At 67.8% G+C, this 22,654-nt stretch carries 23 protein-coding genes; 2 read left to right on the forward strand and 21 right to left on the reverse strand.

Annotated features, from left to right (window positions below):
* The first annotated feature begins 87 nt into the window (after positions 1–87).
* A complete protein-coding gene (locus AC5WJ1_RS09695; protein WP_133096420.1) occupies positions 88–522 on the forward strand; it encodes a universal stress protein in 435 nt (144 codons plus the stop codon).
* A gap of 81 nt (positions 523–603) precedes the next feature.
* Here AC5WJ1_RS09695 and loiP read toward each other — a convergent pair whose 3' ends face one another.
* Positions 604–1,365, reverse strand: a complete 762-nt coding sequence (gene loiP / locus AC5WJ1_RS09700; protein WP_135705446.1) for a metalloprotease LoiP — start codon at positions 1,363–1,365, stop codon at positions 604–606.
* Between the two features lie 284 nt (positions 1,366–1,649).
* Here loiP and AC5WJ1_RS09705 point away from each other — a divergent pair, with 284 nt between their 5' ends.
* Entirely contained in the window at positions 1,650–1,988 is a 339-nt protein-coding gene (locus tag AC5WJ1_RS09705; protein ID WP_133096422.1) for a penicillin-binding protein, read from the forward strand.
* A gap of 113 nt (positions 1,989–2,101) precedes the next feature.
* Here AC5WJ1_RS09705 and aceA read toward each other — a convergent pair whose 3' ends face one another.
* From aceA to AC5WJ1_RS09805, 20 genes are all read right to left on the reverse strand, one after another.
* Entirely contained in the window at positions 2,102–3,397 is a 1,296-nt protein-coding gene (aceA, locus tag AC5WJ1_RS09710) for an isocitrate lyase (RefSeq protein WP_135705447.1), read from the reverse strand.
* Positions 3,398–3,799: 402 nt separating this feature from the next.
* Complete coding sequence (locus AC5WJ1_RS09715; protein ID WP_133096424.1) at positions 3,800–4,216, reverse strand: gamma-glutamylcyclotransferase family protein; 417 nt, start codon at positions 4,214–4,216, stop codon at positions 3,800–3,802.
* A gap of 2 nt (positions 4,217–4,218) precedes the next feature.
* Complete coding sequence (gene rraA / locus AC5WJ1_RS09720; protein WP_135705448.1) at positions 4,219–4,716, reverse strand: ribonuclease E activity regulator RraA; 498 nt, start codon at positions 4,714–4,716, stop codon at positions 4,219–4,221.
* Between the two features lie 48 nt (positions 4,717–4,764).
* Complete coding sequence (locus tag AC5WJ1_RS09725) at positions 4,765–6,513, reverse strand: thiamine pyrophosphate-binding protein (protein WP_431189881.1); 1,749 nt, start codon at positions 6,511–6,513, stop codon at positions 4,765–4,767.
* A gap of 79 nt (positions 6,514–6,592) precedes the next feature.
* Positions 6,593–7,843, reverse strand: a complete 1,251-nt coding sequence (locus AC5WJ1_RS09730; RefSeq protein WP_195427588.1) for an MFS transporter — start codon at positions 7,841–7,843, stop codon at positions 6,593–6,595.
* Positions 7,844–7,981: 138 nt separating this feature from the next.
* The gene (locus AC5WJ1_RS09735; RefSeq protein ID WP_135705450.1) at positions 7,982–8,815 is read right to left on the reverse strand and encodes a LytR/AlgR family response regulator transcription factor; all 834 of its coding nucleotides are present in this window, start codon (positions 8,813–8,815) and stop codon (positions 7,982–7,984) included.
* A gap of 103 nt (positions 8,816–8,918) precedes the next feature.
* The gene (locus AC5WJ1_RS09740) at positions 8,919–10,079 is read right to left on the reverse strand and encodes a sensor histidine kinase (RefSeq protein WP_135705451.1); all 1,161 of its coding nucleotides are present in this window, start codon (positions 10,077–10,079) and stop codon (positions 8,919–8,921) included.
* A gap of 9 nt (positions 10,080–10,088) precedes the next feature.
* Positions 10,089–10,484, reverse strand: coding sequence for a DUF962 domain-containing protein (locus tag AC5WJ1_RS09745; RefSeq protein ID WP_135705452.1), 396 nt, complete (start codon positions 10,482–10,484; stop codon positions 10,089–10,091).
* 319 nt (positions 10,485–10,803) lie between these two features.
* Positions 10,804–11,748 (reverse strand): CysB family HTH-type transcriptional regulator, encoded by a 945-nt coding sequence (locus AC5WJ1_RS09750; protein ID WP_133096430.1) that lies wholly within the window; start codon positions 11,746–11,748, stop codon positions 10,804–10,806.
* On the reverse strand, positions 11,745–12,857 hold the full coding sequence (locus AC5WJ1_RS09755) for a sulfate/molybdate ABC transporter ATP-binding protein (protein WP_135705453.1): 1,113 nt from the start codon (positions 12,855–12,857) through the stop codon (positions 11,745–11,747). The genes AC5WJ1_RS09750 and AC5WJ1_RS09755 overlap by 4 nt, the downstream gene beginning before the upstream one ends.
* A gap of 11 nt (positions 12,858–12,868) precedes the next feature.
* Positions 12,869–13,816, reverse strand: a complete 948-nt coding sequence (gene cysW / locus AC5WJ1_RS09760) for a sulfate ABC transporter permease subunit CysW (protein ID WP_135705454.1) — start codon at positions 13,814–13,816, stop codon at positions 12,869–12,871.
* 1 nt (position 13,817) lies between these two features.
* Positions 13,818–14,771 (reverse strand): sulfate ABC transporter permease subunit CysT, encoded by a 954-nt coding sequence (gene cysT, locus AC5WJ1_RS09765; protein ID WP_135705455.1) that lies wholly within the window; start codon positions 14,769–14,771, stop codon positions 13,818–13,820.
* A gap of 137 nt (positions 14,772–14,908) precedes the next feature.
* Positions 14,909–15,595 carry an RBBP9/YdeN family alpha/beta hydrolase gene (locus AC5WJ1_RS09770; RefSeq protein ID WP_133096434.1) on the reverse strand — a complete coding sequence of 229 codons (687 nt, stop codon included), beginning with the start codon at positions 15,593–15,595 and terminating at the stop codon, positions 14,909–14,911.
* A gap of 12 nt (positions 15,596–15,607) precedes the next feature.
* Positions 15,608–16,456 carry an EAL domain-containing protein gene (locus AC5WJ1_RS09775; RefSeq protein ID WP_494476053.1) on the reverse strand — a complete coding sequence of 283 codons (849 nt, stop codon included), beginning with the start codon at positions 16,454–16,456 and terminating at the stop codon, positions 15,608–15,610.
* Between the two features lie 105 nt (positions 16,457–16,561).
* Complete coding sequence (locus AC5WJ1_RS09780; RefSeq protein ID WP_494476054.1) at positions 16,562–17,506, reverse strand: ATP-binding cassette domain-containing protein; 945 nt, start codon at positions 17,504–17,506, stop codon at positions 16,562–16,564.
* A gap of 36 nt (positions 17,507–17,542) precedes the next feature.
* Complete coding sequence (ssuC, locus tag AC5WJ1_RS09785) at positions 17,543–18,346, reverse strand: aliphatic sulfonate ABC transporter permease SsuC (RefSeq protein ID WP_133096437.1); 804 nt, start codon at positions 18,344–18,346, stop codon at positions 17,543–17,545.
* Positions 18,347–18,357: 11 nt separating this feature from the next.
* Positions 18,358–19,521 carry an FMNH2-dependent alkanesulfonate monooxygenase gene (gene ssuD, locus AC5WJ1_RS09790; RefSeq protein ID WP_135705460.1) on the reverse strand — a complete coding sequence of 388 codons (1,164 nt, stop codon included), beginning with the start codon at positions 19,519–19,521 and terminating at the stop codon, positions 18,358–18,360.
* A gap of 39 nt (positions 19,522–19,560) precedes the next feature.
* Positions 19,561–20,595, reverse strand: a complete 1,035-nt coding sequence (locus AC5WJ1_RS09795; RefSeq protein WP_494476055.1) for a sulfonate ABC transporter substrate-binding protein — start codon at positions 20,593–20,595, stop codon at positions 19,561–19,563.
* Between the two features lie 166 nt (positions 20,596–20,761).
* Positions 20,762–21,415 (reverse strand): NADPH-dependent FMN reductase, encoded by a 654-nt coding sequence (gene ssuE / locus AC5WJ1_RS09800; RefSeq protein ID WP_135705462.1) that lies wholly within the window; start codon positions 21,413–21,415, stop codon positions 20,762–20,764.
* Between the two features lie 74 nt (positions 21,416–21,489).
* On the reverse strand, positions 21,490–22,494 hold the full coding sequence (locus AC5WJ1_RS09805; RefSeq protein ID WP_133096440.1) for a sulfate ABC transporter substrate-binding protein: 1,005 nt from the start codon (positions 22,492–22,494) through the stop codon (positions 21,490–21,492).
* Between the last annotated feature and the right edge of the window lie 160 nt (positions 22,495–22,654).

The following is a 22,654-nucleotide window of genomic DNA, read 5'->3' on the forward strand; positions in this document are numbered from 1 at the left end:
GCGCTTTCACTGCCCCGGCATCGCCCCCCGGCGCCGGGCGGCCGCCCTGCCCCCTTCCCTATTCCCTAGTCAGAAAAGGAGCCCCGCATGTTCCAACACATCCTGCTACCCACCGACGGCTCGGAACTCTCCAAGAAAGCCATCAACGGCGGGCTGGAACTCGCCAAGGCCATCGGCGCGCGCGTCACGGCCTATGTCTGCCTGGAGGAGTATCCCTACACCCCGTTCAGCGAAATCGTGGTCGAGGCGCCGCAGGCCTTCAAGGACCGCATCGAGAACCAGGCCAAGCTCTACCTGAAGGAAGTCGAGAACCTGGCGAGCGCGGCCGGCGTCGTCTTCGACGCCGACATGTCGACTTTCGCGGTGCCCTACCTCGGCATCATTGACGCGGCCGAGCGCCATGGCTGCGACGTGATCTTCATGGCGTCGCATGGCCGGCGCGGGCTGTCCGGCCTGCTGCTCGGCAGCGAAACGCAGAAGGTGCTGACGCATACCGACATCCCGGTGATCGTGTATCGGTGACCCCCGGCCTGCTTCGGCAGAAGGCACAACGCCCGCACCGGGCTCCCCGGTGCGGGCGTTGTCATGGGTGCGGCCGGTAGCTTACGAAGCCTTGCGGATCCGCTCCTCCATATGCCTGGCGCGGTCATCCGAACCCGGGTGCGACGAGAACATGCTCGACTTGCCGCCATCGAGCCTGGCCAGCTTCTGGAACGCCGTCACCAGTCCGCGCGTGTTGGCCTTGTTTTTGGTCAGCAGGTCGAGCGAGTAGTCATCCGCCGCGCTTTCCTGCGACTGCGAGAACTGCGCGTTGACCAGCTTCTCGCCCAGTTCGCCCAGTTGCGACGACGACAGCGCGGCCACCGCGCCGTTGCCGGCCGACGCGGCCGCGCCACGCGCGGCGGTTGCCGTGTAGGCGACCTGCATGGCCTTTTTGGTGTGGCCCAGCGCGACATGGCCCAGCTCGTGGCCCAGCACGCCCCGCACTTCATCGTCGGTCATCATGTCCATCAGGCCGCTGTAGACGCGCACGCAGCCGTTGGCCATGGCCCAGGCGTTGACGTCCTTGGTCATGTACACCTTGGCGTTGACGTTGGGCACGTTGCTGCCGTTCAGGCCGCTCATGATCTTGGCCAGGCGCTTGCCGTAGGTGGTATTGGCGCCGGCGATCCTGTTGGTCTTGTCCGATTCGGCGCAGGCCTGGTCGGACAGGCTCTTGACGTCCGCGTCGCTCAGCGTCGCGGCCTTGGCCAGCGAGGAGCCGGCGGACACCATGCCGTCGATGTTGGTGGGCATGCCGCCGGAACAGCCGGCCAGCAGTGCGGCCGCGACGGCGCAGGTAGCGAGAGAGAATGATGCTTTCATGATGTTGTTCTTGGTGGAGGCTCAGAATGTGCCGACAAAGGCCCGGGCACTTTATGGCATCCACTTGCTGACGGCATCACCCAAATGCAATAAATCGTCAGATATAACAATTTATTGCATTTGGCACTGATTGCCGCCCCGGCACTCCGCGGCGCATCGACCGACCTCGGATGGAATCTTCGCCAATGTCACCTAAGCTTGTGGGAGGGCGATCAGCGAGTGGAAATTCGCACCAAGTCGCAACGCGTACATTTTCGGTCGGGGGGCAGACGGAAGGTGTGATCATGCGACTTTCACTCATAGCCTGCGTCGGCATCCTGGCGCTTTCGGCATGTGCCTCGACCTCCGATGACAGAGGCTCTTTTACGGTGATGACGCCGGCCAGCTTCGATCGCACCTTCACCGCGGCAGCGGGGGCAATGCATGACCAGGGGCTGGCGATCAGTCTCGCGGATCCGGTCAGGGGCGTGGTGGTCGGCAGCCTGGAAAGCCGGACGGTGATGGCGGGTGTGGACCAGCTGCCAGACGGCCACGTGCGGGTGACATTCGACAGCATGGGCGAAAACGATCCAGCGCTGATGGCGCGCATTTCTAGCAGCTACGATCACCGCATGGGGCGTTAAAAAAAAGCGCGCCGTCCCTGAGAGAGAACGGCGCGTCGCCTAAAAAGGAGGACGTGATGATGGCACGCCCCCCGATCCGCCGGACCCACTAGCCGGCGGAGTGACCAGGAGAGTCAGGCCACTTTCTTGTCTTCGAAGAACTGCTCGTCTTCGGTCGAACCCTTCAGCGCGGTAGTCGACGACTGGCCGCCTTCGATGGTCTGGGTCACGGCATCGAAGTAGCCGGTGCCGACTTCGCGCTGGTGCTTGACCGCGGTGAAGCCCTTCTCGGCCGCCTTGAACTCGGCTTCCTGCAGTTCCACGAATGCGCTCATCTGGTTGCGGGCGTAGCCGTAGGCCAGGTTGAACATCGAGTAGTTCAGCGAGTGGAAGCCGGCCAGCGTGATGAACTGGAACTTGTAGCCCATCGCACCCAGTTCCTTCTGGAACTTGGCGATGGTGGCGTCGTCCAGGTTCTTCTTCCAGTTGAACGACGGCGAGCAGTTGTACGCCAGCATCTTGCCCGGGAACCTGGCGTGCACGGCTTCGGCAAACTTCTTGGCGAACTCGAGGTCCGGCTTGCCGGTTTCGCACCACACCAGGTCGGCCACTTCAGCGTACGCCAGCGCGCGCGAGATCGACTGCTCCAGGCCGTTGCGGACGCGGTAGAAGCCTTCCACGGTGCGCTCGCCGGTGCAGAACGGCTTGTCGTTGTCGTCGACGTCGGAGGTCAGCAGGTCGGCGGCTTCTGCGTCGGTACGAGCGATCACCAGGGTCGGCACGCCCGAGACGTCGGCAGCCAGGCGCGCGGCGGTCAGCTTGGCGACGGCTTCGCGGGTCGGCACCAGCACCTTGCCGCCCATGTGGCCGCACTTCTTGACCGAAGCCAGCTGGTCTTCGAAGTGAACGCCGGCGGCGCCCGCTTCGATCATGGCCTTCATCAGTTCGAACGCGTTAAGCACGCCGCCAAAGCCGGCTTCGGCGTCAGCCACGATCGGGGCGAAGAAGTCGGTGTCGCCCTTGCCTTCGCTCCACTGGATCTGGTCGGCGCGCTGGAAGGTGTTGTTGATGCGCTTGACCACCTGCGGCACCGAGTTGGCCGGGTACAGCGACTGGTCGGGGTACATTTCGCCGGCCAGGTTGGCGTCGCCGGCAACCTGCCAGCCCGACAGGTAGATGGCCTTCAGGCCGGCCTTCACTTGCTGCATGGCCTGGTTGCCGGTCAGCGCGCCCAGCGAGTTGACGAACGGCTCGGTGTGCAGCAGGTTCCACAGCTTCTCGGAACCACGGCGGGCCAGGGTATGCTCGACCTGGACCGAACCACGCAGGCGCACAACGTCTTCAGCGGTGAAGTTGCGCTTGATACCTTTCCAGCGGGGATTGGTATCCCAGTCTTTTTGCAGTGCCTGGATCTGTTCTTGGCGGTTCATGGTCACTCTCCTGAAGATGCCTGGATGGCTGAGAATCTCTTGATCACCTGCCTTGGGGCGCCGCCTGTGGGGGCGTTTTTTGCGTCTCAGGTCATGTGTCTTATATAAGAGTGTAGGGAATGCTCCCGCGTTGCAACAACCCTGAACTGAAGTTGCCGCTTAGTTTTTTTCTTCAATAAATTCATATGCTTATGAAATTTATTTCACGATGCGGGACATAATCTTCCATCATGAGAAATGGAGTTGTGCTCCGCAAACCATGTATTTTTGCGGACCGCAACAGCTTTCCACATCGTGAAAAATCGCAGGAATGGCATGCATGCGCGTGATTGGTCGCAAGCGAGCCAAAAGGAAACGGCGCCTCAAGGGCGCCGTTGACCGGATGACTTTGCCTGACCGCTTTCAGGGGCTGGCAGGATCGCGCGCGCGGCGGTAGGCCACCCAGTCGCCGCTGCCAATATGCGGCAACGCGGCCACGGCGGCTTCCGCCACCGGATACAGCAGGCAGGCAACGGGCTTGCCATCCTGCTGCACCGCGCATTCCTCGCGCACGAACAGCGTAGCCTGACCCGGGTACACCTCTTCGATCTCGTCCAGGACCGGCAGCAGTGCATCGGCAATGTCGTAGATATCCCCGACAACCGGCCCGGCCGCCGCATCCAGCACCAGCCCGGGATAGGTGCCGAAGTCATAGAGCCGGCCTGACACCGTCGCCGTGCCCAGCAGCGTGGGCGCGGCAATGCCGTGCCGCCGCGCGGCCGCATTCAGGTCGTTGACCTCGCCGGCGCGCAGCGTGCCGTAGACGAAGACGCGCGGCATGCTCAGCCCTCCAGCTTGTCGTCCGAGACCAGCACGCCGTCGGCGTCGACATAGATCCAGTTGCCCGGACGCACGACCGCACCGGGCATCTGCACCGTGACTTCGCTTTCGCCGGCGTTGCGCTTCTGGCTCTTCTGCGGATGCGCCGCGAGCGCGCGGATGCCGATGTCGCACACATCCAGCTCGGCGCTGTCGCGCACGCAGCCATTGACGACGATGCCGGCCCAGCCATTCTTCTCGGCCAGCAGGCCGAGATTGCCGCCGACCAGCGCGCAGCGCAGCGAGCCGCCGCCGTCGACCACCAGGACCCGGCCCTGGCCGGGCGCTTCCAGCACGGTGCGCACGAGTGCATTGTCTTCGAACACCTTCAGCGTCGCGGCCGGGCCGGCAAAGGCACCCTGCTTGCCCCAGGCGCGGAACACCGGCGCCATCACGCGCAGGGTGCCGGCCGCGAGGCGGTCTTCATGGGCGTCACACAGGTCGGTGGTGACAGGCTTCATCAATGGTCTCCTGATGGATGGTAAGGATCCGTTGCGGCCGCGCCGGGTTCAGTGCTGCCCGCCGGCCAGCGCCTGCGCGCGGATCGCGCTGAGCGTGGTGCGCGGCGTGATCACGTCCGGATCGACGCGGATCTCGATCAGCGTCGACACCGGCGCGTCCAGCGCGGCGCGCAGCGCCGGGGCGAAGGCCTCGGTGGAGGTCACGGTCTCGCCGCGCGCACCATAGGCGCGCGCCAGCGCGGCAAAGTCCGGGTTGTGCAATTCGGTGCCCGATACATGGGTCGGGTATTCGCGTTCCTGGTGCATCCGGATGGTGCCGTACATGCCGTTATTGACGACGATAAACACCACCGGCGCCTGGTACTGCATGGCGGTAGCAAGTTCCTGGCCATTCATCAGGAAGCAGCCGTCGCCGGCCAGCGCCACTACGGTGCGCCGCGGGAAGGCAATCTTGGCGCCGACCGCGGCGGGCACGCCATAGCCCATCGCGCCGCTGGTCGGCGCCAGCTGGCCGCGGCCGCCGTTGCGGAACGGGCGATAACGGAAGTAGCGGTGCAGCCAGCCAGCGTAGTTGCCGGCTCCGTTGGTGACCACCGCATCGTCCGGCAGCATCTGGTCGAGCGTGCGGATGACCTCGGCCATGTCGACGCCCTGCCCCGCATACGCAGGCGGCTGCAGGTAGCGCTCGTAATCGGCATGGGCCGCTTCGGTCCAGGGCTGCCAGCGCGGCGCCGCGGCGGGCTCCAGCGCGGCCAGGCGCGCGGCGATGGCCGGCATCGAGGCGTGGATCATCAGGTCGGCCTGGTAGACGCTGCCCAGTTCCTCGGCACCGGCGTGCACGTGCACCAGCGTTTGCGCGGGCCGCGGCGCGGCGATCAGCGCGTAGCCGCCGGTGGTCATCTCGCCCAGGCGCGGGCCGATGGCCAGCACCAGGTCCGATTGCCGGATGCGCTCGGCCAGCGCCGGGTTGATGCCGATGCCGACATCGCCGGCATAGTTGGGATGGCGGTTGTCGAACAGGTCCTGCCCGCGGAAGGCGCAGCCTACCGGCAGCGCGAAGCGTTCGGCAAAGGCCTGCAGGTCGGCGCAGGCCTGCGGCGTCCAGCCGCTGCCGCCGGCCAGCACGAAGGGCCGCTCGGCGGCTTCAAGCATTTGCTGGAGGCGCGCCATCCCGGGATCGCCCGGCCAGCTCAGCACGCGCTCGTAGCCGCGTAGCTGCGGCACCACGGCCGTCTGCGCCAGCATGTCCTCCGGCAGCGCCAGCACCACCGGGCCGGGCCGGCCCGAGGTGGCGGTCTGGTAGGCGCGCGCGATGTATTCGGGGATGCGCTCGACCCGGTCGATCTGCGCCACCCACTTGGCCATCTCGCCGTACATGCGGCGGTAGTCGATTTCCTGGAAGGCTTCGCGATCCATGAAATCGGTACCGACCTGTCCGATGAACAGGATCATCGGCGTCGAATCCTGGAACGCGGTATGCACGCCGATGCTGGCATTGGTGGCGCCAGGACCGCGCGTGCAGAAAGCCAGCCCGGGACGGCCAGTCAGCTTGCCGTAGGCCTCGGCCATGACCGCGGCGCCGCCTTCCTGCCGGCAGACGATAAAGCGCAGCTGGTCGCGGCGGCGATGGAAGCCGTCGAGCACCGCCAGGTAGCTTTCACCCGGCACGCCGAAGGCCAGCTCGGCGCCATGCGCCAGCAGCGCGTCGACCAGGATATGGCCGCCCAGCATCGGCACCTCGCCGGCTTCGTGCGAATGGGGAGTGTCAGGGTTCGAATGGCCCGGCGTGAAAGTCATGGAAACATCCTCGAGGCAGGCTGGAACAAGGCGAGACGCGCAGAGGGCAGGCAATGGCGGCCGGCGGCGCCGGCCCGGTTCAGGCTGCCGGCGCCGCGGCACCGCGGCGCGAGCGGTTGCCGTTGCCCACCGTCACCGCGGTAAAGATCGAGATCAGCTGGAAGCCGCCGATCATGAAGAACACCCAGGCCGGCAGCCGCGCATCCATCAGCGCGCCAAAGAACAGCGGCCCGCAGGCCAGCCCGATGTCGAGGCCGGAATAGACCACGCCATAGACACGGCCGGTGGCGCCGGCGGGCGCGGCGGCACGCACCAGCAGGTCGCGCGACGGACCGGCGATGCCGGCGCCAAACCCGATCACCCCCATCAGCACCGGCACCAGCAGCGCGGGGAACAGGTTCAACCCGACCAGGATGGCGAACAGGCCGGAGACGGTAAAGCTGAGGGCGATGAGCCGGTCATGGTTGCTGGTGCGGCTGGCGGCAAAGCCGCCGACCACCATGCCGCCGGCGCTGCACAGCATGTAAATGGTGTATGAAGCCGTGGCCAGCGTGAACGGCATGCCGTACAGGTAGGTCAGCGCGGTCGGCGCAAAGCTCTGGATGCCCGCGGCGGAGAACGTGGTCAGCAGAAAGAACGCCCAGCACACCCATACCTGCGGCAGCCGCAGGAAGCCCAGCAGGCTGCCGCCGGCGGCCCTGGCGGCGGGACGGCCCACGGAGTCGCGCACCTCGCGCGGATCCAGCACATGGCGCAGCACCACCAGCACGGCCAGCACCGCGAAGGCCACGACCGAAGCCGCCGCCAGCGCCACGCGCCAGCTGGCCAGGTTGGCGATGGTGACCAGGAACAGCGGCGCCGCCGCCCAGCCCAGGTTGCCGGAAATGCCGTGGGCCGAGAACGCATGGCCCAGCCGCGGCTGCGATACGTGCTTGTTCAGCAGCGTGAAATCAGCCGGGTGGAACACGCCGTTGCCCAGCCCCGCCACCGCCGCGCCGGCCAGCAGCGCGGCATAGCCGTTGCTGGCCGATAGCAGCAGCGCCGCACTGCCCAGGAAGGCCAGCCCGGCAAACAGCACCGGACGCGCGCCGAAGCGGTCCACCACGAAACCCGAGGCGGTCTGCACTACCGCCGACACGGCGAAGAACACCGTCATCAGCAGGCCGAGCTCCGCATAGCTCAGGCCGAACTCGGCCTTGATCCACGGGAACAGCGGCGCCAGCAGCAAATGATAGAAATGCGAGACCCCATGCGCCAGCCCGACCAGCCCGATCACCTGGGCGTCATGGCGAAGCGGATTGCGGGCGGGATCGATGGCGGCGGTGGACATGGCGCGGGCGGAAGGTGCGGTTGCGGGCTGCGGAGTAGATGCGGCGAGCCAGCAAAAAATGCGGGCCGAAGCCCGCATCATAGAGGAAAACCGCGCCACGCTGCAGCCGGGTGGCGGTACCGCCGCTTGCTGCGATCCTTACATCTGCTTGAACAGGTGCGCGTACTGGCGCGCCACCGGCAGCAGCTCGGGCCGGTCGCGCAGCCGCAGCGACAGCCGCCCCAGCGACTGGTTGACCGCGCTGGCCACGCAGTCGATGTTGACCACCGTGCCGCGGTGGACCTGCCAGAAACGCTCCGGATCCAGTTGCTGGGTCAGTTCGCGCAGGCTGGTGCGGATCAGCGCCTCGCCGGCGCTGGAGACCACGTTGACGTACTTGTCGGTTGCCTCCAGGTAGATCACCTCGTCGACCGGGATGATGCGGACCTCCTGACCGACCAGCGCCTTGATAAAGCGCAGGTACTGGCGCTGCGACGCGCCGCCGGGCGTGGCGTGCTCCAGGGATTCGAGCCGCGCCAGCAGTTGCCCCAGGCGGTCGGTGTCGAGCATGGCGGCGCCCTCATCCGTCTCCTCGTCTGCGTCGTCCTCCGTGTCCGACATCGCCTGCAGGCGTTCCTTGAGGCGGCACACGGTCGCCTCCAACCGCTCGCGCTGCACCGGCTTGAGCACATAGTCGACCGCGGCGCGCTCGAAGGCCTCCAGTGCAAACTGGTCATAGGCGGTGACAAAGACCACCAGCGGCGGGATATCAAACTCGATCAGCTCGCGCGCCACGTCCATGCCGCTCATGCCCGGCATGCGGATGTCCAGGAACACCACGCGCGGCTGGTGCTCGCGCGCGGCGGCCAGCGCGGCCATGCCGTCGTGCACGACCGAGACGATACGGGCCTCGGGCCACAGCGACTTCAGTTCGGATTCCAGCACGCGCGCGAGCAGCGCTTCGTCGTCGGCGATCAGAAGGGTCGGAGTCATGGGGGCGAGGTTGGGGGCAGTGAAAAAATCTGGGCGATGCTGGGGGCGCCGCCCTACGCAGCGCCCCTCGTTGTCTTCGCACCGGCGATCGCCAGCAGCGCGTTCAGGTCCGCTGGATCGCCGGCGACACCGGCATGCTCTCCGGCAGCGTGACCGTCTGCGTCAGGGTCGGCGCCTCGACCGGGCGCACCAGCGGCAGCGTCAGCCGCACCACCACGCCGCGCGGCGTGTTTTCTTCCATCTGCATGCTGGCGGCGGCCCCGAAGATCCGTGCCAGCCGCTCGCGCACATGGGTGATGCCCAGCCCCGAGCCCTTGCCCGAGGCCTGGCCAAAGCCCACGCCGGTATCGGCAATGATGACCTGCACCGCATCGTCGCCGGCGGCGCGCGCCGACAGGCGGATATGCCCGCCGATCATGCAAGGCTCGATACCGTGCGTCACCGCGTTTTCCACCAGCGGCTGGATCAGCATCGGCGGAATTTCGACCTTGGCCAGCTCGCGCGGCAGGTCGATGTCATACGACAGCCGCTGGCCGAAGCGCATGCCCTGGATATCCAGGTAGCTGCGCAGCAGCTCGAACTCCTGCCGCAGCGTGCATTGCTCGGCGCGGGTGTGGGCCAGCGACATGCGCAGGAATCCGATCAGGCGCTGCAGCAGCTGGCGCGCGGCGGGCGGGTCGGTGGCGATCAGGCCGTCGAGGTTGGCCAGCGAGTTGAACAGGAAGTGCGGCTCGATCTGCGCCTGCAGCGCCATCAGCTGCGCGCGCACCAGTTGCTTTTCGGCTTCCTCGCGCTGCAGCGCGTCGAGCGCGGCCTGGCGCTCCAGGTAGGCGAGCTTCTCGCGCGACCAGTAAAAATAGATCATCGACGCCGATGCCAGCATGCCCACCACCAGACACATGCGCAGCATGTCGCCGGTTTCGGCCACCGACTTGGGCGGCAGGTCCAGCGCCACGCGCGTGGCCCAGCCGCCGATCACCACGCCGGTCGGCACCGCGGCGGCGGCCAGCAGCAGGAAAGGCCAGCGCCGCGGCCGGTCGTTCCACCAGATGCCGACGCGGGGGATATCGATCAGCAGCCAGATCGACAGGCCGATCAGCTGGCTGTAGACAAAGTTGTGCCAGAGCGTGCCGCCGGTCTGGAAGCCGTAGTTGAGGCTGACGGCGATGACCGTGTTCATGCACAGCACGAACAGCAGGTCGCGCCCGAGGATGGTAAGCCGCGACGGGGGCGCGGTGGCGACGGTGGAGATGCAGCGGTTCATGGCGGTATGTTAGCGTTGGCTCGTCTCGGCGCAATCCCCCGAGGTGACGCGCGTGCCACACTCACCGGTCAGCGCACGCCACCACTGCCCTGACAGCACATAGCGCGGGAAGGTGATCCATTGCTCGGCGAAGATGCGTCCGGCGATGTCCGCCGGTCCGGCAAACGGCTCCGGCGCGTTGGCCTCGAGCCGGTGCCCGCGCCCTTGCAGCGCCAGCGACATGCCCATGCACACCAGCCCCAGCGCCACCGCGGGCAGGCTCAGCCGCAGGATGCCATAGGCGCCCAGCACCGTGCCCGCCATGAACATCGGCACGGCCACGATATGCAGCAGCAGGTTGCGGGGATGCTGGTGGTTGCGGCCATAGCCGCGCCACTGCCAGCGCAGCAGCGGTTCTTCGCGCATGATCGTCTCTCTCCCTTGCCCTTTTTCTGCCCGCCTACATCGCCCGGCCAGGGGCCGAAGGGGCAGCCGCGCGCAATATCTGTTGCACTGCGGGAAAGCGCCGCGCAAGTTCAATCCGGATGCGGAAGGCCATGCGTGGCACGTGCACGGACTTTACCCTTCACCCGGCTGCGAAGAAAGCCTGTTGCGACGAACGGTGGAAACGGGGCGCGAACGGCACCGTGCGGGGGCGGACGGCGCGCGCGGAAGGCGGCGAGGTGCAGCCAACGCCATCCGGCGCCGGGCAAAGCCCGGCGCCGGGCCGAGATACGGGCGGCGCTCAGGCCGCCAGCGCCTGCCGCTCCTGCTCCGACAGCGCGCTGCTGACGGTGTCGCGCGACAGGTGCGGCGCGAACATATTGATGAAGGCGTGCGCATAGCCGCGCAGGTAGGAACCACGGCGCACGGCCACGCTGGTGGTGTTGGGCGCGAACAGGTGGTCGGCCTTGATGCGCACCAGGCCAGAATCCTTGCGCTCGTCGTACGCCATCGACGCGATGATGCCCACGCCCAGCTCCAGCTCGGCATAGGTCTTGATCACGTCGGCGTCGAGCGCGGTCAGCACGATCTCCGGCTGCAGCCCGGCTTCGGCGAAGGCGCTGTCGATCTTGCGGCGGCCGGTAAAGCCGGCGTCGTAAGTGATGAGCTGGAAACCGGCCACGTCCTCGAGCGTCGGCTCGGGCAGGCGCGTCAGCGGATGGTCGGGCGAAACCACCAGCACGTGCTGCCAGCTGTAAGCCTCGAACGAGGTCAGCCCGGCTTCGGTCGCCAGCGCTTCGGTGGCGATGCCGATATCGGCCTGCCCCGTCAGCAGCAGCTCAACGATATGCGTGGGCGACGCTTCCTGCAGCGCGAGGGTCACGTGCGGATACTCGCGGCGGAAGGCCTGCACCACGCGCGGCAGCGCGTAGCGGGCCTGCGTGTGGGTGGTGGCCACGGTCAGGCGCCCGGTATGGCGGCCGGCGAACTCGTCGCCGGCCTGGCGCAGGTTCTCGGCCTCAAGCAGCAGGCGCTCGACGATGCGCACGATCTCGCGGCCGGGCTCGGTCAGCCCGGTCAGGCGCTTGCCGTAGCGCTCGAAGATCTCCACGCCCAGCTCTTCTTCCAGTTCGCGGATCTGGCGCGACACGCCGGGCTGCGAGGTGTAGAGCGCGTTGGCGACCTCGGTCAGGTTGAACTGGCGGCGCACCGCCTCGCGGATCGATCGGAGTTGCTGGAAGTTCATCGTGCGGCCTCTTGTTTTTTGATGGGGGCAGTGCCGTTGGCCTGCGTAAAGACGCGCAGCTGGCGCGGCCGCACGGCGAGCAGCTCGCCCTCGCGGAAGCCCGCGCGGCGGAAGCGCTCGAGCGGCAGCGCCACCTCGATCACGTCCTGGTTGTCTTCACGCTCGAGTTCGAGCTGGGCCACCGGGCCGAGCGTCAGCGCGCGGCGCAGCGTCACGGCAATGCCGTCGGCGCCGGGCGAATAGCGCTCCAGGTCCAGGTCGTGCGGACGCACATACGCCACCGCATCACCTGCGGTCTCGTGCCCGCTGCCGACCACCGGCAGCACCGCTTCGCCGGTATGCAGCAGGCCGCCGCTCTCGCCCACTTCCAGCCGGCCGTGGAACAGGTTCACATTGCCGAGGAAGCCGAACACGAACGGCGTGGCCGGATGGTTGTAGACCGCCTCGGGCGAGCCATACTGCTCGACGTGGCCGCGGTTCATCAGCACCACCTGGTCGGCCACTTCCAGCGCTTCTTCCTGGTCGTGCGTGACGAACACGCTGGTCACATGCAGTTCATCGTGCAGGCGGCGCAGCCAGCGGCGCAGCTCCTTGCGCACCTTGGCGTCGAGCGCACCGAACGGTTCGTCGAGCAGCAGCACGCGCGGCTCCACCGCCAGCGCGCGCGCCAGCGCGATGCGCTGGCGCTGGCCACCCGACAGCTGCGACGGGTAGCGGTCGGCCAGCCAGTCGAGCTGCACCAGGTCGAGCAGCGAATGCACCTTCTCGCGGATCTGCGCTTCGCTGGGGCGTTCGGCGCGCGGCTTCACGCGCAGGCCGAAGGCCACGTTCTCGAACACGCTCATGTGCTTGAACAGCGCGTAGTGCTGGAATACGAAGCCCACCTGGCGCTGGCGCACATGCTGGCCCGAGGCGTCCCGCCCGGAAAGCACGATCTGGCCCGCGTCGGCGCGCTCCAGGCCGGCGATGATGCGAAGCAGGGTGGTCTTGCCGCAACCGGACGGCCCCAGCAGCGCGGTCAGCTCGCCTTCGTCGAAATCGAGCGAGACATTGTCCAGCGCGACGAAATCGCCAAAGCGCTTCTCTACGTTCTTGACCTGGATGCTCATGATGCCGTTCCTTACACGGATGCCTGCAGGGGGGTTCCTGCTGTACCAGCTGTACCAATCGGCCGCTCGATCACGGCCTCTTCCGTCTCTTTGCGCGCGCGCCATTCCACCAGCGTCTTGATGCCGAGGGTGACCAGCGCCAGCAGCGTAAGCAGCGAGGCCACCGCGAAGGCCGCCGCGAAGTTGTATTCGTTGTAGAGGATCTCTACGTGCAGCGGCATGGTGTTGGTCAGCCCGCGGATATGGCCCGACACCACCGATACCGCGCCGAACTCGCCCATCGCGCGCGCATTGCAAAGGATCACGCCGTACAGCAGGCCCCAGCGGATATTGGGCAGCGTGATATGGCGGAAGGTCTGCCAGCCCGAGGCGCCCAGCACGATCGCGGCCTCTTCCTCTTCGCTGCCCTGCGCCTGCATCAGCGGGATCAGTTCGCGCGCCACGAAGGGGAAGGTCACGAAGATCGTCGCCAGCACGATGCCGGGCACCGCGAACATGATCTTGATGTCGTGCGCTTCCAGCCACGGGCCGAACCAGCCCTGCGCGCCAAACAGCAGCACATAGACCAGGCCGGAGATCACCGGCGACACCGAGAACGGCAGGTCGATCAGCGTGATCAGCAGGTTCTTGCCGCGGAACTCGAACTTGGCGATGGCCCATGCCGCCGCCACGCCGAACACCACGTTCAGCGGCACCGCGATCGCCGCCACCGTCAGCGTGAGCTGGATCGCGGCCACGGCATCGGGTTCGACCAGCGCTTCAAAGTAGGTCTGCACGCCCTTGCGCAGCGCTTCGTAGAACACCGAAGCCAGCGGCACGAACAGGAACAGCGTGAGGAACAGCACCGCCACCGTGATCAGCGTGTAGCGCACCCATGGCGCCTCGCCGGTGGCATCGAATGCGTGGTGGGCCTTGGCCTGGCGCTGCGCGCCCAGGCGTCCCGAAACTGCGCCCGCCATGTCAGAACTCCTTGCCCGTCGCGGGCGCTTCCGGTGCCAGCGCAGCGCGCGCACCCGACTGGTGGCGGCGCGTCCAGGCCTGCAGCAGGTTGATCAACAGCAGCAGTCCGAACGAGATCACCAGCATCACCACGGCCACCGCGGTGGCGCCGGCGTAGTCGTATTGCTCCAGCTTGGAATAGATCATCAGCGGCGCGATCTCGGACACCATCGGCATGTTGCCGGAGATAAAAACCACCGAGCCGTACTCGCCGGTGGCGCGCGCGAAGGACAGCGCGAACCCGGTCAGCAGCGCCGGCAGGATCGCCGGCAGGATCACGCGCCGGAAGGTCTGCAGCCGGTTGGCTCCCAGGCTGGCGGCGGCCTCTTCCAGTTCCTGCTCCACGTCTTCCAGCACCGGCTGCACCGTGCGCACCACGAACGGCAGGCCGATAAACGTCAGCGCCACCACCACGCCCAGCGGCGTGAACGCGACCTTGATGCCGAGCGGCTCCAGGTAGCGGCCGATCCAGCCGTTGCCGGCAAACAGCGCGGTCAGCGCGATGCCGGCCACCGCGGTCGGCAGCGCAAACGGCAGGTCGACCAGCGCATCGATCAAGCGCTTGCCGAAAAAGCGGTAGCGCACCAGCACCCAGGCGACAATCAGCCCGAACACCGTATTGACAATGGCCGCCACCAGCGATGCGCCGAAGCTCAGTTGCAGCGATGCCACCACGCGCGGCGCCGTGATCGACGTCCAGAACGCGTCCCACGTCATCGTGAACGTCTTCAGGAACGTGGCCGACAGCGGAATCAGGACGATCAGCGTCAGGTAGAACAGCGTGAAGCCCAGCGACAGGCCAAAGCCGGGAAGCACCGTGAAGCGCTGCTTGGCGGGGCGGCGGGGCGCACGCGACGCCGGCGCATCGGGGGCGCCCGGCGTGGGGGCATCCGCCAGGGATAGGGATGGTGGCATGTCGGTCTCGTCTGTGGTGGCCGGCTTGTGGCGCCGGTTCTTTATGACGCCGGCGCATATTGCGCCGGCTTACGAGACAGATTCTGCAGATCCGCTCTTATAAACAGAACGAATCTTTCTGAATTTTCTTAGACGGTTTAGATATATGGAGCGCCCGGCGCCACTTCCACGCCGGCTTCCCATGGCGCAGGCGTCACTTCAATGGCTCCGGCATCACATGCGTCAGCGATACGTTGCACCAGCGTACCCAGCAACGCCAGGCCCTCGTCCCAGTCGCCCAGGCCGGAATCGGAATTGATATGCCCCAGGTTGCCGGCATCGACCAGTTCGCTGCCCCACAGCGTGCCCCAGCTGAAGGCGGTGCGCTGCGGCATCCAGGGATCGTTGCGGCTGGCGACCATGATGGTGGGGAACGGCAGGCGGTAGGTCGGCAGCAGGCTGGCGACGCCGAACTTGTCGGGATCGGCCGGCGCCACCAGCAGCGCGCCGGCGATACCGGCCGGGTCCAGCGACGCCTGCCGCAGGGCCGCCAGGCAGCCAAAGCTGTGCGCCACCAGCAGCGCCCCGCGCGAGGCCACGCGCTGCGCCCGCATCACGCCTTCCGAGACGCGCTCGGCCCACAGCGGCAGGCTCGGGCGCGACCAGTCATGCTGCTCGACGCGCTGCCAGTCCGGGAAGCGCTGCTCCCAGCGGCTTTGCCAGTGCCCCGGGCCGCTGCCATGCAGGCCCGGCACGGTCAGCACCTGCAGGTGCCGCGGGATTTCCAGGCGCGTACCGTGCGCCGCCGATGATGGCCCTGCCGATGGCCCGATCGCTTGCGTCATACCGGCTCCTTGCTAAGTTGGTGTGCCGCTGCCGATGCCGCTCCTGCGCCCTGCCGCCCGCAGTCCGGCCGCGCTGACCAGCGCGCCGGCGAAAGCGCCCTGCCCCAGGTCGATGCCCGCGGCCTGCAGCCGCTCCACGCTTTCGGCGTCCTGCAGCCGCCGCCCGATCAGCGTGACGCCGGCATTGGCGGCGCTGGCGCGCAGCCCCGACAGCTGGCGGTCGGTCCAGGTGCGGCGCATATCGAGCTTGAGCCAGTCCGGCAACGCATGCGCCATCAGCGCGCCCGCCTCGGCCGGGTCCGACGCCTGCAGGCTGACCGCGAAGCCGTTGCGGCGGTAATTGCCGACCACGTGCAGCAGCAGCGGCAGGTCGTCGTTGGCGCTGGCCGGCACCTGAATCACGAAGCGCTCCAGCGGCAACCCCAGCGACTGCAACGCGCGCCGGAACGCGGCGCCATGGTCGTCGGCAACTGCCGCGAGCAGCCGGTTGTGCACGTTCAGCACCAGCTTGTGCACGCCGTCGGCGGCAAAGTAGTTGATCGCGTGCAGCAGCCGCGACAGGCGGTCCAGCGACACCAGCGTGGTGTCGTCGGCAGCCATTGCGAACAACTTCCACGCGGCCAGGCCCACGCCATCGTCGGCGTAGGTATGGATCGAGCCTTCGTGCGCGACCACCTCGCGGTCGGCCAGGGTCACCAGCGGCTCGAAGGCGCTGGTCAGCGAGCAATTGAAGAACTGTCCCTGCACCTGCCCGCGCGCGTCGCGCCACAGTTGCCGGTCGGCCAGCGGCTGGCGCGGCAGCGATTCCAGATAGCGTTGCAGCGGATTGGCTGCGCTGGCGGGTTCATGCACGCCTGGCATGGCGATTTCCTTCGGTTGACCGGACCGCGTCGGGTCCCATGGTCGGGTTGTTGATGGCAACGGCGTGCTGCCGCAGCGCACGCCCTGCCTGCTCATGATAGGAGTTCAGCGGGCGGCAGCGAATGAAGATTCCGAGCTGTCGATGTGCGCACCGATGTCGATGCGCTGTGCACGGCGCTTCGTGCCCGCATCGAGGGGCGAAGAGGCCGCTGGCGCTTGCCGCAGCACCCGCTGCAGCACCGCGGCTTCCAGTTGCGCGAAGCCGGCGGCGCCGCGCTCGCGCGGCCGCGCCAGCGCCACGCGCTCGTCCATGGCGATGTGGCCGTCCTCGATCAGCACGATGCGGTCGGCCAGCGCCACGGCCTCGGAGACGTCATGCGTCACCAGCAGCGCCGTGAAGCCAAGCCGCCGCCACAGGCTTTCGATCAATCCCTGCATTTCGATGCGCGTCAGCGCATCCAGCGCGCCCAGCGGCTCATCGAGCAGCAGCAACTGCGGGTGATGCACCAGCGCGCGCGCCAGTGCCACGCGCTGCCGTTGCCCGCCGGACAGCCGTGCAGGCCACGCCTGCGCGCGCTCGGCCAGGCCCACCTGCGCCAGCACCTCGGCCGCCTCGCCGCGCCGCGCGCGCGGCAGGCCCAGCGCCACGTTGTCCAGCACGCGCTTCCACGGCAGCAGGCGCGCATCCTGGAACATCACGCGCACGTCGGCGCCGCGCTTGCGGCTGCCCTTGCCCTGCTCCTGCGTGTCACCGTCGATGGCGATGCTGCCGCCGTCGGCGCCTTCCAGCCCCGCCAGCAGCCGCAGCAGCGTGCTCTTGCCGCAGCCGCTGCGCCCGACGATGGCGACGAACTCGCCCGGCGCCACGTCGAGCGCCACATCGTGCAGCACCTCGCGACCGTCATAGCGCTTGACTACCTGGCGCAAGCGTAGCGCGACGCCACCATGGCGGCGGCGCGGCGCCGCTGCCTCGTGCCTGACCGCCTCGCGGCGCGCGAGGCCCGCTTCAAGTTCGGCCAGCGCGGCCTGTTCCACCGGATACATCTGCATGTCGATCTCCTTGCCGAACGTGCGGCGTTGCGTGGTTCAGGCGGCTGCGTAGCCCGGGTGCCAGCGCAGCCAGTAGCGCTCCAGCCCGCGCGACAGCAGGTCGGCCAGCTTGCCCAGCAGCGCGTATAGCAGGATGCCCACCAGCACCACGTCGGTCTGCAGGAACTCGCGCGCGTTCATGGTCATGTAGCCGATGCCGGACTGCGCGGAGATGGTTTCCGCGACGATCAGGATCACCCACATCAGCCCGAGCGAAAAACGCACGCCCACCAGGATCCCGGGCAACGCGCCTGGGAGGATCACTTCACGGTACAGCTGCCAGCCCGACAGCCCGTAGCTGCGCGCCATCTCCACCAGCCCGGTGTCGACCGAGCGGATGCCGTGGTAGGTGTTCAGATACACCGGGAAGAACACGCCCAGCGACACCAGGAACAGCTTGGCGGATTCGTCGATGCCGAACCACAGGATCACCAGCGGGATCAGCGCCAGCGGCGGGATGTTGCGCACCATCTGCAGCGTGCTGTCGAGCAGCGTGGCCGCGCTGCGGAACGTGCCCGTCAGCAGACCGAGCAGCAGGCCAAGCCCGCCGCCGATGGCAAACCCGGCCAGCGCGCGCCAGGTGCTGACACCTACGTGTTTCCACAACTCGCCCGAACGGGCCAGGTCCCAGGCAGCGTGCAGCACGGCCAGCGGGGCCGGCAGCACGCGGTTCGACAGCCAGCCGTTCTGCGAGGCCGCCTGCCACACCACGATCAGCAGCATCGGCACGATCCACGGTGCCACGGCGCGCGCCAGCGCGGCGGGATGCCGGCGCGGCGGCGGAAGATGCGGAGCGCTCATGCCGCCCTCCTTCAGCTCTGCGCGGCGCGCGGCACGATGCCGGTCGCCATGACTTCGCCGAACGGGCCCGACAGCACCTTGCCTGGCAACTTCTCGCGCACCGAACGCGGCAGCAGCGGGAACACGAGTTCGGCAAAGCGGTAGGCCTCTTCCAGGTGCGGGTAGCCGGACAGCACGAAAGTGTCGATGCCCAGCTCCGCGTACTCGCGCATGCGCTCGGCGACGGTGTGCGGATCGCCCACCAGCGCGGTGCCGGCGCCGCCGCGCACCAGGCCGACGCCGGCCCACAGGTTGGGGCTGATTTCCAGCGCCTCGCGCGTGCGGCTCGCACCTCCCGCATGGAGCGCGGCCATGCGGCGCTGCCCTTCCGAATCCATCCTGGCGAACACCGCCTGCGCGCGCGCCACGGTCTCGTCGTCGAGGCGGCTGATCAGGTCATCGGCGGCGGCCCACGCGGCGGCATCGGTCTCGCGCACGATCACGTGCAGGCGGATGCCGAACCTGACGGTGCGTCCATGCTTCGCCGCATGCCGGCGCACGTCTTCCAGCTTCTGCGCCACGTCGGCCGGCGGTTCGCCCCAGGTCAGGTAGGTATCGACCTGCTCGCCCGCCAGCGCATGCGCCGGCGCCGACGAACCGCCGAAGTACACCGGCGGATGCGGCCGCTGCAGCGGCGGATAGAGGACGCGCGCGCCCTTCACGCTCAGGTGCTTGCCCTGGTAGTCGATCTGGCCACTGTCATGGCTGGCCGCCAGTACGTCGCGCCAGATCCGCAGGAATTCGGCCGAGGCCTCGTAGCGCTCGCTGTGGTCGAGGAACAGGCCGTCGCCTTCTAGCTCGGCGGTGTCACCGCCGGTGACGAGATTGATCAGCAGCCGGCCGTTGGAAAGCCGGTCGAACGTCGCTGCCATGCGCGCGGCAAGCGTCGGCGCCATCAGGCCCGGCCGCACCGCGACCAGGAATTTCAGGCGCTGCGTCACGGCCGACAGCGCCGATGCTGCCACCCACGGGTCTTCGCAGGAACGCCCGGTGGGAATCAGCACCCCTTCGTAGCCGAGCGTATCGGCGGCCACGGCGACCTGCTTCATGTAGTCGAAGCTGACTTCGCGCGCGCCTTCGGAGGTGCCGAGGTAGCGGCTGTCGCCGTGGGTGGGGATAAACCAGAATACGTGCATGTCGTGCTCCTTGTTGTTATGCGATGCCGTCGCGACGCATCAGCGCTGTGCTTGCTGTTGCGGCCTCTGTTGCGCCTCCTCCCAGCGCGCGTCGGCCACCTTGACCGGCTTGGGAATCAGCCTGAGCGCGTGAAACGCATCGGCGATGCGCTGCTGCTCGGCCAGCACGTCGGCGCTGACCGGGCGCGCGCCGTAAGAGAAGCGCGACACCGCCAGTTCCAGCACGTCGGCAGGCAGGCCGACTTCGCCGGTCAGCACGGCGGTCGCGTCCTTCGGGTTCTTTTCGGCCCAGGTGCCCAGCGTGGCGAGTTCATCGAGGATCAGGCGCACGATTTCGGGCTTGGCCTGTGCGTAGGGACGCGACGCCAGGTAGAACTGGTGGTTGCTGACCACGTTCTTGCCGTCGGCGCCACGGCCATCGGCCAGTACGCGCGCGCCGAGCTGCTTTTCGGCGGCGGCGAGGAACGGGTCCCAGATCACCCAGGCATCGACCGAGCCGCGCTCGAAGGCAGCGCGCGCATCGGCGGGCGGCAGGTAGACCGGCTGGATATCGCTGTACTGCAGGCCAGCCTTTTCCAGCTGGCGCACCAGCAGGTAATGCACGTTCGAGCCCTTGTTGAAGGCCACACGCTTGCCGCGCAAATCGGCCACCGAGCGCAGCGTCGACAACTTCGGCACGACGACGGCCTCGGCGGTCCGCGCCGGCGGCTCGTTGCCGACATAGACCAGCTGCGCGCCGGCGGCCTGCGCGAAGATCGGCGGGGCTTCGCCCACGGTGCCGAAGTCGACCGCGCCGACATTGAGGCCTTCCAGCAGTTGCGGGCCGGCCGGGAATTCGGTCCATTTGACGGTGATGCCTTGCGGCGCCAGCCGCTTTTCCAGCGTGCCGCGCGCTTTCAGCAGCGTCAGCGTGCCGTATTTCTGGTAGCCGATGCGCAGCACCTTGGCATCGATCTTCGACTGCGCTTCGGCGCGGCCGGGCAGCAGCCCGTAGGCCAGGCCGGTGGCGGCGACCAGCGCGGCAATGAACAGGCGGCGGCGCAGCGAGCCGGCCGGCTTGATGGTGGTGGTCATGCGATTTCTCCGTGGCCGGCCAGGGCGCCGGCGAATGTTCTGAAGTCGGACTGCGTGCAAACGCGGGCAGCATCCCGCCCTGCCCGCCCGGGTTGCCGGTGGCATGGCTGGCGGCGTTGCTGCCGCGGCGCCGGACTGGCCGGCGCCAATGCATCAGGAATTCAGATCAGGCGGTACATCGCTCCGCCACCACGGCGGCAGCGGCGGCGCGCTGCACGAAGGCACCGGGCACAACGTCGAGCGCGTCGAGCGGGACCTCGATGCGGGCGTGCGCCAGTGCGTCGCGCACGCGCAGCAGGCCTTCGTCGAGGCGGGCGGACAGCGCGGCGTCGAAGCGCGCCTGGCGCACGCCGCCGCCATCGGAGGAGGCGGAGGAGGCGGAGGTGTCGATCTGCTGGTCCACGGCAAAGATGCCGGGCAAGATCTGGCGCGAGCCCAGCGCGGACAGCACCGGGCGCAGCGCGTAGTCGATCGCCAGCGCATGGGCGAGGCTGCCACCGGTGGCGATCGGCAGCACGATCTTGTCGCGCAGGCCGGTTTGCGGCAGCAGGTCCAGGAAGGCCTTGAGCAGGCCGCTGTAGGCGGCCTTGTAGACCGGCGTGGCCAGCACCACCACCTGGGCCTCGGCCACCGCGCGGGTGGCGGCGGCAATGGCGTCGTCGTCCACGCGCGCCGCCAGCAGCGGGCCCGCCGGCAGGTCGCGCAGGTCCAGGTGGCGGGTGCGTTCACCGGCAGCTTCCAGCGCGGTGCGCAGGTGCGCCAGCACAAGGCCGGAGCGGGACTGGACTGACGGGCTGCCGGAGAGCGTCAGGATGGACATCGGGGCTTCCTTCTTCTGGTGGGCCGGCTCGGTGCCGGGCCGCCCCACGCGGCCCGGCCCGCCAGCCTCATGGATTATTTCTTGCCGGGTTGATAAACCTGGTCGAACGAGCCGCCGTCGGCGAAGTGGGTCTTCTGGGCCTTCTGCCAGCCGCCGAACACCTCATCGATGGTGAACAGCTTGACCTTGGGGAAGTTGGCCGCGTACTTGGCCGCCACCTTCTGCGAGATCGGGCGGTAGTAGTTCTTCGCGGCGATCTCCTGGCCTTCGTCGGTGTACAGGAACTGCAGGTAGGCCTCGGCGGCCTTGCGCGTGCCCTTCTTGTCGACCACCTTGTCGACCACGGCCACCGGCGGCTCGGCCAGGATCGAGATCGACGGCGCGACGATCTCGAACTTGTCCGGACCCAGCTCCTTGATGGCCAGGATGGCTTCGTTCTCCCAGGCCAGCAGCACGTCGCCCAGGCCGCGCTCGACGAAGGTGGTGGTGGCGCCGCGCGCGCCAGAGTCCAGCACCGGCACATGCTTGAGCAGTTCGCCGACGAACTCGCGCGCCTTGGTCTCATTGCCGCCAGGCTGGCGCAGCGCATAGCCCCACGCGGCCAGGTAGTTCCAGCGTGCGCCGCCCGAGGTCTTCGGGTTCGGCGTGATCACCTGCACGCCGGGCTTGACCAGGTCGCCCCAGTCCTTGATGCCCTTCGGGTTGCCCTTGCGCACCAGGAACACAATGGTCGAGGTGTACGGCGCGGCGTTGTGCGGCAGGCGCTTTTGCCAGTCCGGCTTGATCAGTCCCTTCTCGGCGATGGCGTCGACGTCGTAGCCCAGCGCCAGCGTCACCACGTCAGCATCCAGCCCGTCGATCACCGAACGGGCCTGCTTGCCGGATCCGCCATGCGACTGGCGCACGGTCACGGCATCGCCGCCCTGGGCCTTCCAGGCCTTGGCGAAGGCCGCGTTGACGTCGACATACAGTTCGCGGGTCGGGTCGTAGGAAACATTGAGCAGGTTGGTCGCCGAAGCGGTCTGCGCCGCGCCCAGGGCGCCCAGGACTGCCAGGCCGATGGCCAGTTTGCGGATCATTCGTGTTGCTCCCGTCTGTCGTGAATGGGCGCCAGGCGCCTCTGGTTGCTGTGCCCGCCGCCGGGGGCGGGCTTGTGTCAGGAGCAAGACTACCGACGGGGCTATCTGAACGGAACGAATGGTTTCGCCGATCCTTTACTGTTTTTTGCATAAGATCGGA

It is taken from the genome of Cupriavidus sp. MEYA8, assembly GCF_059278825.1.

Excerpts from the sequence above, each read along its gene's own strand:
- AC5WJ1_RS09750 (WP_133096430.1), bottom strand. The coding sequence starts at position 11,748 with ATGAACTTCCAGCAACTCCGATCGATCCGCGAGGCGGTGCGCCGCCAG.
- AC5WJ1_RS09705 (WP_133096422.1), top strand. The coding sequence starts at position 1,650 with ATGCGACTTTCACTCATAGCCTGCGTCGGCATCCTGGCGCTTTCGGCA.
- AC5WJ1_RS09780 (WP_494476054.1), bottom strand. The coding sequence starts at position 17,506 with ATGCAGATGTATCCGGTGGAACAGGCCGCGCTGGCCGAACTTGAAGCG.
- cysT (WP_135705455.1), bottom strand. The coding sequence starts at position 14,771 with ATGCCACCATCCCTATCCCTGGCGGATGCCCCCACGCCGGGCGCCCCC.
- ssuE (WP_135705462.1), bottom strand. The coding sequence starts at position 21,415 with ATGTCCATCCTGACGCTCTCCGGCAGCCCGTCAGTCCAGTCCCGCTCC.
- AC5WJ1_RS09770 (WP_133096434.1), bottom strand. The coding sequence starts at position 15,595 with ATGACGCAAGCGATCGGGCCATCGGCAGGGCCATCATCGGCGGCGCAC.
- rraA (WP_135705448.1), bottom strand. The coding sequence starts at position 4,716 with ATGAAGCCTGTCACCACCGACCTGTGTGACGCCCATGAAGACCGCCTC.
- AC5WJ1_RS09730 (WP_195427588.1), bottom strand. The coding sequence starts at position 7,843 with ATGTCCACCGCCGCCATCGATCCCGCCCGCAATCCGCTTCGCCATGAC.
- ssuC (WP_133096437.1), bottom strand. The coding sequence starts at position 18,346 with ATGAGCGCTCCGCATCTTCCGCCGCCGCGCCGGCATCCCGCCGCGCTG.
- AC5WJ1_RS09695 (WP_133096420.1), top strand. The coding sequence starts at position 88 with ATGTTCCAACACATCCTGCTACCCACCGACGGCTCGGAACTCTCCAAG.
- AC5WJ1_RS09805 (WP_133096440.1), bottom strand. The coding sequence starts at position 22,494 with ATGATCCGCAAACTGGCCATCGGCCTGGCAGTCCTGGGCGCCCTGGGC.
- AC5WJ1_RS09740 (WP_135705451.1), bottom strand. The coding sequence starts at position 10,079 with ATGAACCGCTGCATCTCCACCGTCGCCACCGCGCCCCCGTCGCGGCTT.
- AC5WJ1_RS09725 (WP_431189881.1), bottom strand. The coding sequence starts at position 6,513 with ATGACTTTCACGCCGGGCCATTCGAACCCTGACACTCCCCATTCGCAC.
- AC5WJ1_RS09795 (WP_494476055.1), bottom strand. The coding sequence starts at position 20,595 with ATGACCACCACCATCAAGCCGGCCGGCTCGCTGCGCCGCCGCCTGTTC.
- loiP (WP_135705446.1), bottom strand. The coding sequence starts at position 1,365 with ATGAAAGCATCATTCTCTCTCGCTACCTGCGCCGTCGCGGCCGCACTG.
- ssuD (WP_135705460.1), bottom strand. The coding sequence starts at position 19,521 with ATGCACGTATTCTGGTTTATCCCCACCCACGGCGACAGCCGCTACCTC.
- AC5WJ1_RS09715 (WP_133096424.1), bottom strand. The coding sequence starts at position 4,216 with ATGCCGCGCGTCTTCGTCTACGGCACGCTGCGCGCCGGCGAGGTCAAC.
- AC5WJ1_RS09745 (WP_135705452.1), bottom strand. The coding sequence starts at position 10,484 with ATGCGCGAAGAACCGCTGCTGCGCTGGCAGTGGCGCGGCTATGGCCGC.
- AC5WJ1_RS09775 (WP_494476053.1), bottom strand. The coding sequence starts at position 16,456 with ATGCCAGGCGTGCATGAACCCGCCAGCGCAGCCAATCCGCTGCAACGC.
- AC5WJ1_RS09735 (WP_135705450.1), bottom strand. The coding sequence starts at position 8,815 with ATGACTCCGACCCTTCTGATCGCCGACGACGAAGCGCTGCTCGCGCGC.
- cysW (WP_135705454.1), bottom strand. The coding sequence starts at position 13,816 with ATGGCGGGCGCAGTTTCGGGACGCCTGGGCGCGCAGCGCCAGGCCAAG.
- aceA (WP_135705447.1), bottom strand. The coding sequence starts at position 3,397 with ATGAACCGCCAAGAACAGATCCAGGCACTGCAAAAAGACTGGGATACC.
- AC5WJ1_RS09755 (WP_135705453.1), bottom strand. The coding sequence starts at position 12,857 with ATGAGCATCCAGGTCAAGAACGTAGAGAAGCGCTTTGGCGATTTCGTC.